The organism is Nitrospirillum iridis (assembly GCF_014205765.1).
Taxonomy (GTDB): Bacteria; Pseudomonadota; Alphaproteobacteria; order Azospirillales; family Azospirillaceae; genus Nitrospirillum; species Nitrospirillum iridis.
In genome coordinates, this window is record NZ_JACIIZ010000005.1 from 424,964 (window position 1) to 440,324 (window position 15,361).

A 15,361-nucleotide genomic window follows, 5' to 3' on the forward strand; every position below is an offset into this window, starting at 1 on the left:
GGTGGAACGGCCGCAAGGGCGTCGCGAACGTGTTGCCCGACGGCCACCAGCTTCTGAGGTGGCAGGTCAGCAATCAGGGATACGAGCCGCTGGACCCTGTCCATACGCACACGACCTTGCCGGAGGTCGCGTTCCAAACACCGCAGCGCGTCATCGAGGTCTTCGGGCAAATTCCACACATTCACAGGCCGCACTCCTCAAGGCTTGCGAACCACCGCGCCGCCCTTCATGACGAAGACCACATTGGCCACGGCGGCGATGTCCTGGGTGGGATCGCCGGTCACGGCCACCAGGTCGGCCAGCAGGCCGGTGTGGATACGCCCCAGCCGATCAGCCTGGCCCAGGATGTGGGCGTTAGTGGCCGTGGCGGCCGTCAGCGCCTGGGCCGGGGTCATGCCGTAGCGCACCATCCACACCAGTTCGCGCGCGTTCTCGCCGTGGGCGAAGACGCCCACGTCGCTGCCACAGCCGATGGTGACCCCCGCCTTCAGCGCGCGGCGGAAGGCGGCCTCCGCCGCCTGCATGGCCGGGGTGGGCGGGCTCTGGCCGGGGATGTAGCCTTTGAAATAGCGGCTGGTGGCCTCCGGCGCCGTCAGGGTCGGCAGGTAGGCGACGCCCCGCCGGGCCATTTCCTGGAAGGTGGCGTCGGTGCCGCCATAGCCGTGCTCGATGGTGTCCACCCCGGCCAGCACCGCCCGGCGCATGCCCTCATCCGACGCCGCGTGCGCCGCCACCGGACGGCCGGTGTCATGGGCGGCGGCGATCAGGGCCGCCATTTCCGCCTGACTGAAGGTGGGGCGGGTGCCGCCATCGGGACCGGTGCGATAGTCGGCGTAGAACTTGATCCAGTCGGCCCCGCGCGCCGCCTGGGTGCGGGCGGCCGTCGCCACGCTAGCCTCGCCGCTGGCTTCCTCCGCCCCCTGGGGCAGGTCCATGTCCTCGCGGAACTTGGTGACGGACGGGCCGTAGGCGCCGCTGGCCACGATGGCGCGGGTGGCGACGAACAGGCGGGGCCCCGGCACCAGACCATCCTCGATGGCCTTCTTCAGGCCCACGTCGGCATAGCCCGCCCCCTCCGTGCCCAGGTCGCGCAGGGTGGTGAAGCCCGCCATCAGGGTCGCCGTCGCCTGGCGGCCCGCCCGCAGCGTGCGGTAGGCCAGGCTTTCGCGCAGCACCTGGTCGTCCCACGACGCCTCGTCATACGGATGCAGGAAAAGGTGGGAGTGCAGATCGATCAGGCCGGGCAGCAGGGTGGCGCCGGGCAGGTCCAGCACCGCCGTGCCCGCCGGCACGCCCAGGGTGGCTTCCGGCCCCACCGCCTGGATATGGTCGCCCCGCACCAGTACGGCCCAGCCGGCATGGGGCGCCACCGCCTCCGCCGTCCACACCCGCGCCGGGCGGATCAGCAGCGACGCCTCCTCCGCCCGCACCACCGCCGGCGAGAGGAGAAGGCTAAGGGCCAGGCAGGCGGCGACCGCGATGAGCCGGCGCATGGGCTCAGGGCTCGTGCTTCGGGTGGGCCTTGGCGGGGCCTTCATCCTTGAAGATGCCGAATTCCGGCGTCCCGCCCTGCTTCACCCGGATGCGGTACATGCCGGTGGTGTTGAAACCCCAGGCCAGCGTGCCGTCGGGCGCCGCGGCGATGACGCCGCCGTCACCGCCCAGGGCCGTCAGACGGTGCTGGATGACCTCATCCACCGCCGCCTGCAGGCCCATGTGCCGGTACTGCACCAGGGCGCAAATCTCACGCGCCACCGTCAGGCGGATGAAGTACTCCCCAGCCCCCGTGGCCGACACGGCGCACGACTGGTTGGAGGCATAGGTGCCGGCGCCGATGATGGGGCTGTCCCCGATGCGGCCCGGCCGCTTGGCCGTCATGCCGCCGGTGGAGGTGGCGGCCGCCACGTTGCCCTTGGCGTCCACCGCCACGGCGCCCACGGTGCCGAACCGATGGGCGTCCGCCGGCTCAAAATTCCTGAGGTCCAGCAGGGTGTGCTTGTCCGGTTCCGGCGGGGCGCCCTGGGGCCGGGGCGGCACGGGCAGGCCCTTCTCCGTCAGTTCCGTCACCAGCGCCTGCCAGCGCCGCTCGGTGAAGAACCAGGCGGGGTCGGCCTGCTCCAGTCCCGCCTCCTTGGAGAAGGCGTCCGCCCCCTCGCCCGCCAGCATGACATGCGGCGTCTTTTCCATGACGGCGCGGGCCAGGCTGACCGGATGGCGGGTGTGGGTGACGGTGGCGACGGAGCCCGCCTTCAGCGTGGCCCCATCCATGATGGCGGCATCCATCTCGTTCCGGCCGGCGGCGGTGAACACGGCGCCCCGGCCGGCGTTGAACAGGGGATCGTCCTCCAGCACCTTGACCGCCGCCTCGACCGCGTCGAGCGCGCTGCCACCGGCCTTCAGCACGGCCGTGCCCGCCTCCAGCGCCGCGGTCATGCCGGCCTGATAGGCGGCGGCGGCTTCAGGCGTCAGCTTCGCCGGGTCCACCGTGCCGGCGCCGCCGTGCAGCTCAAGGGCCCATGGATGCGCCGGGGCGGAACCCTTTTCCGCCGCCAGGGCCGTGCCGCCCAGCAGCGCCCACCCCAATGCCATGCCCGCCAACATCCGCGCGCCCGTGCCGCCCATGCCCCTGTCCTTTGCCGCCGCCGTTATTCCCAACCGTCCGCCAAACAGCGGCGGTGGGCGATAGTCCCGCAACGCCGTGGCGCTGTCATCAAAAACGGATATGGGATACAGGCGCCGTTCAGCCGGCGGCCAGACGGTCGCGGGCGCTCACGAACGGGCCGGTGGGGGTGCGGGCGGCGGCGAAGGTGCCGAAGCCGATGGGCTGGGGCATGTTGACATAGACGGCCTCCATCCCGCCCTGGCGGCGGTAGGTCTCATGCCAGAAGCCGGCGCCGCCATCCTTGGCCAGGAAGTCCCGCCACCAGGTCTTGTGCGGCTCACTGCGGGTGAAGCGCTCCAGGCTTTCCAGATCGCGCCAATACTGGCGCATGCCGATGTGGCGCAGGCCGTAAATCACCCGTTCATGCGCCAGCAGGCCGTCGGGGAAGTCCTGGGCGATACGGGTCAGCCCCCGCCCCAGCCGCAGCAGCCCGAGCACGCCCCGCAGGCTGTTCACATGGAAACCCAGATAGATCACCACCAGGTCGGGATATGCCGACAGGTCGACCGAGGCGCGGCGCCCGCCCATGGGGGATGCCTTGTTGGCACCATCGGTTGGTCGCTCTTGCATGATACCCTTCGCTTCAAGTTTACTTCGTAAACATGAAACCATTTGGCCTGGGGATGTTTACAGTGTCAACCGAGAAAGCGGCCTATCATCATGGCAACCTGCGTGAGGCCCTGGTGAGGACGGCCCTCGCCTTGCTGGAGGATGGCGGGGTCGAGGCCTTGACCCTGCGGGCGGCGGCGCGCGGGGCGGGGGTGTCGGCCATGGCGCCTTACCGCCATTTCGCGGACAAGGCGGCCCTGCTGACCGCCGTGGCGGCGCAGGGCTACGCCGACCTGCGCGACCGCCTGGCCCACGCCGACGGCCAGACCGATGCCCGCCAGGCACTGGTGGAACAGGGCGTGGCCTATGTGCTGTTCGCCTACGAACGCCCGGCCCTGTTTCGTTTGATGTTCGGCGCGCCGCTGGCCGCGCCGAAGGTGGCCCCCGCTTCCGCCGATACCGCGTACGGCATTTTGGCGGCGCGCGTGGCCGGCCTAGTGCCGGAGGCGGAACGCGAGACCGCCACCATGGCCGCCTGGTCCCTGGTGCACGGCCTGGCCTGCCTGACGGTGGACGGTAGGCTGCCCCCCCCGGCGCAGGGCAATGCGCCGACGACCGAGGCCCTGGCGCGGCGGGTGACCGGCCTGTTCGCGGCGGGCTTGCCCGCTGACGGCGGCGATGCTGGACGGGGCCGCTCGCGCGGGCGATGATGCCGGCACCATCAGCCTTCCCCAATCAAGGGCGGTCCCGCCTCCATGACATCGTCCCCCGCCCCCGCCGCCACCGGATCGACCCAGTGGCTGGATCGCCGCGTCCTGACGGTGCTGTGCCTGGGCTTCGCCAGCGGCCTGCCCTATTTCCTGCTGTTCTCCACATTGTCGGCGTGGCTGACGGAATCGCATGTGACGCGCACAGCCATCGGCCTATTCGCCATGGTGCGCACGCCCTTCACCTTCAAACCGCTGTGGGCGCCGCTGATCGACCGGTTGCCCCTGCCGGTGCTGACGCGGCTGATGGGCCAGCGGCGTGGCTGGGCCTTGGTGACCCAGGCGGCCCTGATGCTGACCCTGCTGGCCATGGCGGCCTGCGACCCCGCCACCAATCTCTACTGGTTGGCGGTGGCGACCGTGGCCACCGCCTTCGCCTCCGCCAGCCAGGACATCGTCCTGGATGCCCTGCGCATCGAATTGCTGCCGGATACACACCAGCCGCAGGGGGCAGCCGCCTACATGGTGGGCTATCGCCTGGGCATGATCGTGGCTGGCGCCGGCGCCCTGTACCTGGCCAGCGTCCTGCCCTGGCCTGTCGTCTACACCATCATGGCGGCCCTGGTGGCCGTGGGCATGGTGACAGTGCTGCTGTCCAGCGAACCGGCCCGGCCACCGTCCGGCCCCCACCGCACCTTCGATGTCTGGGTGCGGGAGGCGGTGGTGGCGCCTTTCACCCGGTTCGCCACCCGGCGCGGCTGGCTTGCCATCGTGGTGTTTGTCGCCATCTACAAGCTGGGCGATGTCTATGTGAACGTCATGGCCACCACCTTCTACCTGTCGGACGGCTACACGAAGCAGGAGATCGCCACCGTCAGCAAGTTGCTGGGCATGGGCTGCGCCATCGGCGGCGCGCTGTGCGGTGGCCTGCTGGCTGGGTGGGTGGGCCAGGTGCGTGGCCTGATGCTGTGCGGCGCGCTGATGATCGTCACCAACCTGATGTACGCTTACCTGGCATCCCAACCGCACGACATCGTCCTGCTGGCCGTGGTGGTGGGGCTGGAACTGTTTGCTGGCGGCATGAGTTCCGCCGCCTTCGCGGCCTTCCTGGCACGGCTATGCGACCCCGGCTTCACCGCCACCCAGTACGCCTTGCTGTCCAGCCTGGCCACCCTGCCGCTGGACCTCCTGTCGGGCGGCAGCGGCTGGCTCGCCGACCACCTCAACTCCTGGCCGCTCTATTTCGCCGCCAGCGCCGCCATGGGGGTGCCCGGGCTGCTGCTGCTGCTGCTGCTGTCCCGTCTGGCGGACATCCACCACCGCCCGGCGGAGGATGCCGTCCCCGATCAGGGCGGATCGCGGCCCGTGCCGGCGTAGCCGCCTGGCCCTGGCGGCGTCTCCACCGTCAGCCCGCCGAGATCGATCCCAGCCTCCCCGCCCTTGGCGGCCAGACGCACGCTGCCGCCCACCAGACTGAGGGTGTGGACCGTGCCGGTGCCGTTCAGGTTCCTGTCCAACCCGGCCAGCAATCCCCGCAGATTGATGGGCCGGTCAGCGTAGAGCACGGGGTCCAGCACCCGCGTGCGCACCACCAGGCGGCCGCTGGTCAGCGAGGCCAGTAGGTCGACCTCCACCACCGCGCGGGCGGCGGTGATGGACGGCCGGTCGGGGGTCTGCGGGTTGGCCAGACTGAAATGGTGCAGGATCAGCCTGGCGGGGAAGCCCCGCCGCACCTCGGGATCAGCCCGCACCACCACGCCGCTGGCGGGGTCGTCGCTGAGCTGTGCCAGGATGGCTTGCGCGCGGCCCGGCAAATCCACGGCGAAGGGGAACACCACGACCAGCACCGCCGCCATCAGGATGATGAACACCACCAGGCGGAACAGCAGGCGAAAGGGCGCCGTGATCAGGGAAAGCATGGGGTGCGGGGCCGCCGGGCGTGGGAAATGCGGCGTGACTGTATCGGTGGCGGCAAATCCCTGCCACCATGTTCGGGGCTGTGGCGTTCAGCCGCCCCAGGGCGGAGGCCGGTCGCGTGGCTGGGCATCGGGCCCATGCTGAAAAATGCGTCATGCCCCCGGTCGAAGCCCTTGACAGCCCCTGGCCAGGTGTCCTACATGACGGCCCTCACCAACGCCGGCCTGTCCGGCGCTGGCCTATGGCAGCGTAGCTCAGTGGTAGAGCAGGGGAATCATAATCCCTTGGTCGGGGGTTCAAATCCCTCCGCTGCTACCAAATTCGGTGGTGCCTAACCCGCACCGGCCGCTTACACGAACCCTCGGGAAGACCTGCACGGCTCCCGAGGGTTTGTTGTATCCGGGCCACGCTATTGCCCCGTCATGCCCCCGCCGACGGTATTGCCCGCCGGCTCCGGCGGCTCCCCATTCATGACGCGCACGAACAGCAGCTCATCACCGTTGTCGCTGGCCAGTGTCAGGGTATCCAGGTCGCGGCCGGGATCGCGGGCGCGGGTCAGGGTGGTGGCGGTGGTCAGCACCTCCAGATAATCCTGTTCCAGCTTGGCGCGTTCCGGCGACAGGCAGACCATGCGGGTGGTGGCCGCGGGCAACACCTGCAGATACCCCCCACCCAGGGTGTAGCCGCCGCGATAGCGATTGCAGCCGGCGTTGCCCGACAGGATGTTGGCGGCGCCGTCACGGTTGAACCGGATGCTGATGGGGCCGCCATTGCCACCGGGCATCAGGGGGTAGGCCGCCCCGTTGCGCTGCTGCCAGTGCTGCAATTCCCAGCCCGTGCCGGCCAGATCCTCCGCCGAGACGTTGGATGCGGGCTTGGGCATGGAACAGCCGGCCAACACCAGGGTGGCCAGACAGACAATCGCAACGCTACGCAGCATCCTCAAGATCCTTCCCGGATGATCGGCAAACCCTTGTTCCGCATGCCGAATGTGGTGTGGACACTATGCGCGCGGGTATGCCGGGTGGCGATACCTCCTTATGATTGAACCGTCCGGCTAGGGGGCCTTGCCCTCCGGCCTATAGCCGGCCGTCCCATCGACCTGGGCATGCACCAGCCGGCTGACGCCACCCAAGGCCAGACCGTCCGCGCGGTGCGCGAAATAGCGGGGGTTCAGTTCCGACGCCCCCGAATCCTCCACCGTCGTGAAACCCAGGGCGCGCAGGTCGGGCAACAAGCTGTCGGGGGTGAAGAAGGACCGCCACGGCTCCCCCTCCGCCGCCGCGCGGTCCAGCATGGCCTGGAAGATGGGCCGCTGGCCGGGGGACAGGCGGTCGGCTGGCAGGCTGTAGTCGAAGACGATGCCGCTGCCCGCCGGAAGCCCGGCGATCAGGCGCAAGGTGTCCATGACCGCATCCCGGGTCAGGTACATGGTGACGCCCAACCAGGCGAAGAAGGCCGGCCGGTCCCAGTCAAAGCCGGCATGGGTCAGCCCGGTACTCAAGGTGTCCCGCTCCAAATCGAGGGGCGCGAAGGTGACGCCAGCCGGTGGCACGACGCCGGCATGTCGCAGCATCTCCCGCTTCCAGGCCTGCGTCGCGGGATGGTCAACCTCGATCACCCGCAGGTCGGGGTGGGGGTTGCGGTAGGCGAAGGTGTCGAGCCCCGCGCCCAGCAGAACATACTGCCCCACCCCCTGCCCCACCGCCGCGGCCAGCCCCTCCTCCGCATGGCGGCTGCGGGCGACCAGGGCCGCGCGCAGGAAGCGCGCCGGCGGCTGGCGCAGCCGCGCCTCATCGGCGCGGATGCGCCGCTCCGCGTCCGGCCCCAGGATGGGCAGGGCCACGGGGTCGGCGAACACCACGGGTGTATCCAGCACCTGATGCGCCGCCCGCAGCAGGGCGACGGCCAGGGCGGTGCGGCTGGGACGGCCTTGGTCCACCGAGATGCTCCAACTCAAGGGAAGGGAGCACACCCTATCATGGAATGATTACGCGGCGCCCACGATCCAGCCCCCGCCAAGGACGCGGTCGTCCTGGTAGAAGACGGCGGCCTGCCCAGGGGCCACGCCGAACTGGGGCTGCTCCAGGTCAACGGCGGCGCCACCCTGGCCATCGAGGAACAGGCGGGCGGCCAGGGCCGGCTGGGCGGAGCGCAACTTGACCGTGACAGGCAGCCCCTCGGCCGGGGCGTCCCCGCCCAGCCAGTTGACCTCGCGCACCGTCACCCGTGTGCGGGCCAGCGCCGCGCGCGGCCCCACCACCACCTGGGCGCTGGCCGCATCCACGCGCACGACGTAGAGGGGGTCGGTGTCGCCCCCCGGCTCCATCGCCAAGGTGGCGTTGCCGCCCAGGCCCAGGCCCTTGCGTTGGCCAACGGTGTAGTTGATCACGCCCTCATGCCGGCCCAGGACCCGGCCGTCGACATGGACGATGTCGCCCGGCGTCACGGCGCCGGGACGCAGGCGGTTCACCACCGCCGCGTAGGAGCCGTTGGGGACGAAGCAGATATCCTGGCTGTCGGGCTTGTCGGCCACCGGCAGGCGGTAGCGGTCGGCCAGGGCCCGGGTCTCCGTCTTGGGCATGCCGCCCAGGGGGAAACGCAGGAAATCCAACTGCGCCTGGGTGGTGGCGAACAGGAAGTAGCTCTGGTCCTTGGATGGGTCGGCGGCGCGGTGCAGTTCGGCGCCCCGCGCCCCCTGCACCCGCCGCACATAGTGACCGGTGGCCAGGGCCTCGGCCCCCAGATCGCGCGCCTGGTCCAGCAGGTCGCGAAACTTGACCCGCTGGTTGCAGCGCACGCAGGGGATGGGGGTTTCACCCCGCAGGTAGCTGTCGGCGAAATCCTGCATCACCGCATCGGAGAAGCGGGATTCATAGTCCAGGACATAGTGGGGAATGCCGATGGTCTCGGCCACGCGGCTGGCGTCGTAGATGTCCTGGCCGGCGCAGCAGGCGCCCTTGCGCCCCACGGCCATGCCATGGTCGTACAGTTGCAGGGTGACGCCGACCACGTCGTAGCCCTCCTCCTTCAGGAGGGCCGCGGTGACCGAGCTGTCCACCCCGCCGGACATGGCGACCACCACGCGGGTGTCGGCCGGCGCCTTATCGAAGCCTAGGGAATTCATGGCCCCGCATATGGGCCAAGATGGACCCGAGCGCAAGCGCGGCCTGGCGGTCGTCACCGCAAGGCCGGCTTGTTCGTTTTAGGGACCGCCGAAAAGGGGCCGCTTACTTGGCGCCCGGCAGCATGACGACCAGGCCGTCCAACTCCTCGGAGATGCGGATCTGGCAGCCCAGGCGCGAGGTCTTGGTCAGACCGAAGGCCAGATCCAGCATGTCCTCTTCATCTTCCTGCGCGTCGGGCAGCAGGTCGTACCATTCCGGGGCGACGACGACATGGCAGGTGGAGCAGGCCAGCGAGCCCTCGCAGGCGCCTTCCAGGTCGATGTTGTGCCGCCGCGCGACCTCCAGGATCGACAGGCCCAGCGGGGCCTCCACCTCACGGCGGGTTCCATCGGTCTCAACGAACGTCATCTTGGGCATGGCACTGGGTCGCTCTGATAAGGGTTGGCCAAGGATTAGGCGTCGCCCGGCGGCCGGTGCGGCGCCCGCCGGATCAGCCTGTCTTGGTAGAGGGCGACCGGGCGCTTGTAAAGATGGTGTCACGCATGGCGCCCGACAAAGTCCGGCACACCTGCGACCCGGCTCACCTGCGACGGCGTGGCCGCTGGCGGCGGCACGCCCGGCGCGGTATGACGCCTTCCCAGTTCCACCGAAGATCAGGGGCCCCCATGTCACCGTTCCGCTGGCTGGCCACGCCGCTGCTGGGCCTGCTTCTCATGGCGGGCATCGCCACCGCCGCGCCGAAGGGCAAGGCGACACCGCCGGTGGGTGCTGGACCGCAAGGCATCAGCGACCTGGCGCCCATAGCCCTGACATCGGGCGTCAATGAACTGAAGCGATTCAGCCCTGATGGCCGTACCGCGCTCATCGTCCGCGCCTGGCGCGACAACGGCAACGCCTGGGGCCACAACACCTATCTGGTGATGATGAAACCCACGGCGGACGGCGGCGGCATCCGCGGCGGCTGGAACCTGGTGTCGGTCGAGGCGGAAACGCCGCCGGGCGTGGCAGAGATCGTGCGCGACAGCCCGCACACCTTCGAGGACGCCATCCGGTCCGTCGTCTTCGCCCATGGCAAGGTCGACGGCAAACCCCAGACCCTGCTGCTGATCGCCACCCGCACGGTGAAAGACGCGGTGCCCGACCCGGCCCCCACCACCATCGCCATCTATCAGCTGGTCGTCAACGCCCAGGAGGACGACCCGGTCGGCGACACGGTCGACGCCTTCCACCGCATCCGCAGCTGGCAAACCAGGAAGCCCTATTGCAGCAGCGACGCCGCCCTGGCCACGGAGTTGGGCCTGCCCCGGCCGGAGGGCAGCGAGGCGCCGGACACGGCGGATGGCTGCCCATAAGGCATTCCACCAGCCTGCCCCGCCGCGCCCAAAGTCCACGCTTTCCCCGATATCCATGATGGCTTAGCCTGCGCCCAAATGGGCCCCGCGCCAGCGCGGAGGCCCCCGAGACGGACGGGGACACGGCGTATATGAAGCGAGTGATGGAGAAACGGCGCGCCCTTCGGGCCGCGCGGGCGTTGGGCGTGGCTGGATTGGCGCTGACGCTGTCCGGACCGATGACGGCGCCGGTGGCGCTGGCCCAAGGGGCGGCCCAAGGCCCGGCCCAGCAGGGCCAGGACAAGCCGTTCAACGTGGCGGAGCATTACACCAAGTACGAATACCGCATCGCCATGCGCGACGGGGTGGAGCTGTTCACCGTCGTCTACGTGCCCAAGGACCAGTCCAAGACCTATCCCTTCCTGATGGTGCGCACGCCCTATGGCGCTGGCGCCCGGGTGGGGAAGGAGCTGTGGTACGGTGTCGAGGCCTACCCCAAGCAACTGGGCCCCTCGCCAGACTTCGACCGCGCCGGCTACATCTTCGTCTTCCAGGACGTGCGCGGTCGCTACATGTCCGGCAGCAGCTGGGTGGAGATGCGGCCGCATATCGACCAGAAGAAGTCCAAGACCGACACCGATGACAGCAGCGACATGCATGACAGTGTCGATTGGCTGCTGAAGAACGTACCGGGCAACAATGGCAAGGTCGGCATCTGGGGCATCAGCTATCCGGGCTTCTTCACATCATCCAGCATCATCGACAGCCATCCGGCCATCAAGGCGGCCTCCCCCCAGGCGCCGGTGACCGACCTGTACATGGGGGACGACGCCTATCACGGCGGCGCCTACATGCTGGCCGCCAACTTCGCCTTCTATGCCGCCTTCAAGCCACAGAACAACCCCACGACGGAGCCCCGCGGCTGGTCGGATTATGATTTCGGCACCACCGACGGCTATGACTTTTACCTGAAGAAGGGCAACCTGGCCGACATCAGCGCCCTGTTCAGCAAGGAGGACGGGATCAACTGGCGTGAGATGGTGGACCACCCCACCTACGACGACTATTGGAAGCCGCGCGCCATCGCCCCGCACCTGAAGAACATCAAGGCCGCCGTGCTGACGGTGGGCGGCTGGTTCGACGCGGAGGACCTGCACGGTCCCTTCACCACCTACAACGCCATCGAGAAGCAGAACCCCGGCACGCCCAACAACCTGGTGGTGGGCCCCTGGGTTCATGGTGGCTGGGCCCGGTCCTACGGCCGCAAGCTGGGTGCCGTCGACTTCGCCTCCGACACCGGCGATTATTACCGCAAGAACATCCTCTTCCCCTTCTTCGAGCAGCATCTGAAGGGTGCGCCGGATGCCAAGCTGGCCAAGGCCACGGTGTTCGAGACAGGCACCAACGTCTGGCGCCAGTACGCGGCCTGGCCGCCCAAACAGGCGCGAACCCGCACCCTGTACCTGCAGCCGGGGGGAACCTTGGGCTGGACGGCGCCGGGACAAAATGGCGGAGCCAAGTTCGACGAGTATGTCAGCGACCCGGCCCGCCCGGTGCCCTATGTCGGATACGTCACCACCGACGTGCCCAAGGAATACATGGTGGCCGACCAGCGCTTCGCCACCACGCGGGGCGACGTGCTGACCTACCAGACGGCACCGCTGGAAAACGACGTCACCATCGTCGGCCCCGTGGTTCCCAAGCTGTTCGTCTCCACCTCCGGCACCGACAGCGACTGGGTGGTCAAGGTGATCGACGTCTATCCGCAGGAATTGCCGCCGTCGCAGTCCGGCGGCGGTGAAGGGCCGGCCGATCCCAAGAGCGACGTGCCGCCGCCCTCCGTCGACATGGGCGGATACCAGCAGCTGGTGCGCGGCGACCCGCTGCGGGGCAAGTTCCGCAACAGCTTCGAGAAGCCGGAACCGATGGTGCCGGATCAGGTCACCCCTATCCGCTATGCCCTGGCGGACATCAACCACACCTTCCGCCGCGGCCACCGCATCATGGTGCAGATCCAAAGCAGCTGGTTCCCCCTGACCGACCGCAACCCGCAGACGTTCGTCGACATCCCCAACGCCAAGCCGGGCGATTTCAAGGCGGCGCGCGAGCGGGTCTACCGCTCACCCGATTATCCGTCGGGCCTGGAGGTGCAGGTGATGCCCGGGGTGGGGGCGCCTTAAGCGCCGCCGCCGTTGCGCCGCAGGTCATCCACCAGCGGCACAATGGCCAGCATCAGCAGCAGCAGGGCCAGCGGCACCGTGACGGAGAAGCCGATCACCTTGAAGCCCAGGGCGCCCACGACGCCGCCGACGAAGAAGGTGCCGACCAGGGTGGCCAGCAGGCGCAGCTTGGCCACGTCCGCCCGCACCGCCTCCGCTTCCGGGCGGGAGCGGTTCCAGTAGAGCATCTTGCCCAACTCGATCCCGATATCCGTCACCATCCCCGTCATGTGGGTGGTGCGGATGCGGGCGCGGGAGAGCTTGGTGATGATGGCGTTCTGCAAGCCCATGATGAAGCACAGCAAGGGCACGGCCACGCCCAGGAAATGCGGGATGTGCGTCCGCAAGTCCCCGAGGACGCCGAAGGCCAGCAGCAAGGTCGCCTCAAGCGACAGGGGCAAAGCGTACAGGCTGGCGTTTTGCCGGCGCCGCCCCCAATTGATCAGAATGGCGGAGCACGCGGCACCGGCCAGGAAGGCGGCCAAGGCGCCGATGCCTGCGGCCACCAGCCCCAAGGCGCCCAACACCAGATTGTCCGCCAAGGCGGAGACCATCCCCGACATGTGCGACGTGTATTGCCCCACCACCAGGAAGCCGCCAGCGTTGGTCATGCCGGCGACGAAGCACAAGGCCACGGCAAGCTGCGCGTCGGCCTGATCGCTGCGCTCCGGCGCGATCAGGCGCCGCAGTTTGTCCAGCGGACCAGGCCCCACGCCCTCACCGGCCCTCGGCGCCGCGCCCGCATGAACGGACGACGGGCCGGCATACGACTGATCCACGCCACGCACCCCTTCGACCCTGAGGCCCCATCCGGGGGATTCGTCCCCGGCGGCGGCCGGTGGCCAATGGCCACCCGCCCCAGCATAGCGCCGGGGGATGGGGGACGATCAAGGCTGATCGTCAGGCGCCTCGGGCGGGGTGACGGCGCCCAGGGCCTCCCCCAACTGCTGGCAGAGGGCCAGGCGGTCCGCCAGCGGCGGCACGGCGGCCAGGTTGCCGCTGTGGAAGGCGGCCGAGAGGTCGACCAGGGACCCGGCGATGGCGCCGATGACGCCCAGGGTCGCCTGTTCCAACTGGTCCTCATCCACCGGGGCGTCATCGTGCAAGGCGGCCACCTGGGCCGCGAGATCGGCCATGTCGGCGTCCTCCGGCCCCTTGCCCACGGTGCCGGGCAGGTCGCCCTGGGGCCATATCAGGTTCAGCAGATAGCGGGCGCGGGAGGCCGGGTCGCGCAGGGTGACGTAGGCGTGATCCACCGCCTGGCGGTAGCGCTCGGCCATTGCCTGTTCCTGAACCCCCCGCGTCTTCAGGCGATCCGGATCCAGGATGCGGCTGAAACCCGCCCGCTGGCGGTCCAGCACCGCGCGCTCCACATCGAAGCGCCGCTCAATGTTCAAGCGCGCGAAGGCGTCCAGATCCGCCGGTGGCTGGATGGAACCGCAGTTGTGGCAGAACAGGGCCCGCCCCGAGACTGGCTTGCCACAAGCCCAACAATCGCCCATGCCCCCCGGAATCACTCCGGAAACACCCTGGGGGGCATTGTCCCCCTCCACACCATCGGCCATGCGCCGCCTACCCCTGTTCCGTACGCCCGGTTCCATACGCCTACCCGGACGCCCACCGGGGCGCAACCCTACTGCTGCCGCGCCGTCTGGGAAATGACAGACTGCCTATCCTGAGGCGATAGGTCCTGCTGCGCCACCGGCGCCGGAGCCCGACGCGCATGCAGGGATATCCAGGTCGTGGCGAAACGCTCGACCTCCGCCGCGGTCGTCGACCAGCCCAGGCTGACGCGGATGGCGGCCCCCGCCAGGTCGGGGCCCAGGCCCATGGCCGCCAGCACGTGCGACGCCGCGACCTTGCCACTGGAACAGGCCGAGCCGCTGCTGACGGCGAAGCCCGCCAGGTCCAGGGCCATGACCTGCGTCTCCCCGCGCCAACCCGGGGTCACCAGGCAACTGGTGTTGGCCACCCGCGCGGCGCCGGCGCCGGCGACGACCAGGCCCGGCGCGGCGGCGCGCAGGCAAGCCTCTAGCCCGTCACGCAGGGCGGCCAGGTGGCTGAACGCCTCGACATCGCAGGCGGCGGCGGCGGCACCGAAACCGACGATGCCGGCCACATTCTCCGTCCCCGCCCGGCGGCGACGCTCCTGCCCTCCGCCCCGCAGCAGGGGGGCGAGCGGCGCGCCATCACGCGCGGCCAGCGCCCCGACACCCTGGGGGCCGCCGATCTTATGGGCGGAAACGGTCAGGTAATCGGGCGCGATGGCCCCCCAATCCCATGCCAAGCGACCGACAGCCTGGCTGGCGTCGCAATGGAACAGCGCGCCGAAACGCCGGGCGAGGGCCGCCACCTCAGCCACCGGCTGGATGACGCCCGTCTCGTTGTTCACCGCCATCAGGGAGAGGAAAGCGGGACGGCCGGCCCCGGCCAGCGCCGCTTCCAGGGCCGCGAGGTCGACGACGCCGTCGGCGGTGACGGGGCAGCGGAGGGCAGCGGGAGCGGCCTCCAGCACGCTGGCATGCTCGATGGCGCTGGTGATCAGCGGCCGATCACCGGCGCTGGCCAACGCCAGGGCGTTGGCCTCCGTCCCACCGCCGGTGAAAACCAGGGTGGCCGGGGGCAGGCTCAGCAGGGCCGCCAGCTGACGCCGGGCGACTTCCACCCGCCGCCGGGCCTCGCGACCCTGGGCATGGACGGACGACGGGTTGCCCGGCTGGGACAACACCTCGACCATGGCCGCCACCGCCTGCGGGCGGGGCGGGCAGGTGCCGTTATGGTCGAGATAGATCGACGCCATGGGCACACCTAAGGCAGGAACCGGGAAGGGGGCTGGAAGCGGAACCGC

14 protein-coding genes, 1 tRNA gene and 1 pseudogene are annotated in these 15,361 nt (G+C 69.6%); 5 read left to right on the forward strand and 11 right to left on the reverse strand.

Going from position 1 to position 15,361, the window contains the following annotated elements:
- Positions 1–197: 197 nt before the first annotated feature.
- From FHS74_RS11570 to FHS74_RS11580, 3 genes are all read right to left on the reverse strand, one after another.
- Entirely contained in the window at positions 198–1,493 is a 1,296-nt protein-coding gene (locus tag FHS74_RS11570; protein WP_184800497.1) for a metal-dependent hydrolase family protein, read from the reverse strand.
- A gap of 4 nt (positions 1,494–1,497) precedes the next feature.
- Positions 1,498–2,622: an isoaspartyl peptidase/L-asparaginase family protein gene (locus FHS74_RS11575; RefSeq protein WP_184800499.1), complete on the reverse strand. Its 1,125-nt coding sequence runs from the start codon at positions 2,620–2,622 to the stop codon at positions 1,498–1,500.
- A gap of 118 nt (positions 2,623–2,740) precedes the next feature.
- The gene (locus tag FHS74_RS11580; RefSeq protein ID WP_211106229.1) at positions 2,741–3,232 is read right to left on the reverse strand and encodes a phenylacetaldoxime dehydratase family protein; all 492 of its coding nucleotides are present in this window, start codon (positions 3,230–3,232) and stop codon (positions 2,741–2,743) included.
- 62 nt (positions 3,233–3,294) lie between these two features.
- On the opposite strand from FHS74_RS11580, the gene FHS74_RS11585 reads away from it, so the two are divergent.
- Together FHS74_RS11585 and FHS74_RS11590 are read left to right on the forward strand one after the other, a co-directional pair.
- The gene (locus tag FHS74_RS11585; protein WP_211106230.1) at positions 3,295–3,921 is read left to right on the forward strand and encodes a WHG domain-containing protein; all 627 of its coding nucleotides are present in this window, start codon (positions 3,295–3,297) and stop codon (positions 3,919–3,921) included.
- 45 nt (positions 3,922–3,966) lie between these two features.
- The gene (locus FHS74_RS11590) at positions 3,967–5,295 is read left to right on the forward strand and encodes an AmpG family muropeptide MFS transporter (RefSeq protein ID WP_184800503.1); all 1,329 of its coding nucleotides are present in this window, start codon (positions 3,967–3,969) and stop codon (positions 5,293–5,295) included.
- Here the strand turns inward: FHS74_RS11590 and FHS74_RS11595 are convergent.
- On the reverse strand, positions 5,265–5,837 hold the full coding sequence (locus tag FHS74_RS11595; protein WP_184800505.1) for a hypothetical protein: 573 nt from the start codon (positions 5,835–5,837) through the stop codon (positions 5,265–5,267). The genes FHS74_RS11590 and FHS74_RS11595 overlap by 31 nt on opposite strands.
- Before the next feature lie 241 nt (positions 5,838–6,078).
- Here FHS74_RS11595 and FHS74_RS11600 point away from each other — a divergent pair.
- Positions 6,079–6,153: transfer RNA gene (locus tag FHS74_RS11600), tRNA-Met, on the forward strand.
- Between the two features lie 91 nt (positions 6,154–6,244).
- Here FHS74_RS11600 and FHS74_RS11605 read toward each other — a convergent pair.
- From FHS74_RS11605 to FHS74_RS11620, 4 genes are all read right to left on the reverse strand, one after another.
- Positions 6,245–6,775 (reverse strand): META domain-containing protein, encoded by a 531-nt coding sequence (locus tag FHS74_RS11605; protein ID WP_184800507.1) that lies wholly within the window; start codon positions 6,773–6,775, stop codon positions 6,245–6,247.
- A 117-nt stretch (positions 6,776–6,892) separates the two neighbouring features.
- A complete protein-coding gene (locus tag FHS74_RS11610) occupies positions 6,893–7,795 on the reverse strand; it encodes a class I SAM-dependent methyltransferase (RefSeq protein WP_211106231.1) in 903 nt (300 codons plus the stop codon).
- A gap of 30 nt (positions 7,796–7,825) precedes the next feature.
- Complete coding sequence (mnmA, locus tag FHS74_RS11615) at positions 7,826–8,962, reverse strand: tRNA 2-thiouridine(34) synthase MnmA (RefSeq protein WP_184800509.1); 1,137 nt, start codon at positions 8,960–8,962, stop codon at positions 7,826–7,828.
- Positions 8,963–9,065: 103 nt separating this feature from the next.
- Positions 9,066–9,380: a ferredoxin family 2Fe-2S iron-sulfur cluster binding protein gene (locus tag FHS74_RS11620; RefSeq protein ID WP_184800511.1), complete on the reverse strand. Its 315-nt coding sequence runs from the start codon at positions 9,378–9,380 to the stop codon at positions 9,066–9,068.
- A gap of 248 nt (positions 9,381–9,628) precedes the next feature.
- Between FHS74_RS11620 and FHS74_RS11625 the strand changes: the two genes are divergently transcribed.
- Both FHS74_RS11625 and FHS74_RS11630 read left to right on the forward strand, forming a co-directional pair.
- Positions 9,629–10,315 (forward strand): hypothetical protein, encoded by a 687-nt coding sequence (locus FHS74_RS11625; protein WP_184800513.1) that lies wholly within the window; start codon positions 9,629–9,631, stop codon positions 10,313–10,315.
- Positions 10,316–10,458: 143 nt separating this feature from the next.
- Positions 10,459–12,474 (forward strand): CocE/NonD family hydrolase, encoded by a 2,016-nt coding sequence (locus tag FHS74_RS11630; protein ID WP_211106232.1) that lies wholly within the window; start codon positions 10,459–10,461, stop codon positions 12,472–12,474.
- Positions 12,475–12,491: 17 nt separating this feature from the next.
- Here FHS74_RS11630 and FHS74_RS11635 read toward each other — a convergent pair.
- The 3 genes and pseudogenes from FHS74_RS11635 to FHS74_RS11645 form a co-directional block, all read right to left on the reverse strand.
- A pseudogene (locus FHS74_RS11635) lies at positions 12,492–13,211 on the reverse strand (YoaK family protein); the annotation flags it as partial.
- 189 nt (positions 13,212–13,400) lie between these two features.
- Positions 13,401–14,078 (reverse strand): hypothetical protein, encoded by a 678-nt coding sequence (locus tag FHS74_RS11640; protein WP_184800515.1) that lies wholly within the window; start codon positions 14,076–14,078, stop codon positions 13,401–13,403.
- Between the two features lie 68 nt (positions 14,079–14,146).
- Complete coding sequence (locus FHS74_RS11645; RefSeq protein ID WP_184800517.1) at positions 14,147–15,313, reverse strand: cysteine desulfurase family protein; 1,167 nt, start codon at positions 15,311–15,313, stop codon at positions 14,147–14,149.
- Positions 15,314–15,361 lie beyond the last annotated feature (48 nt).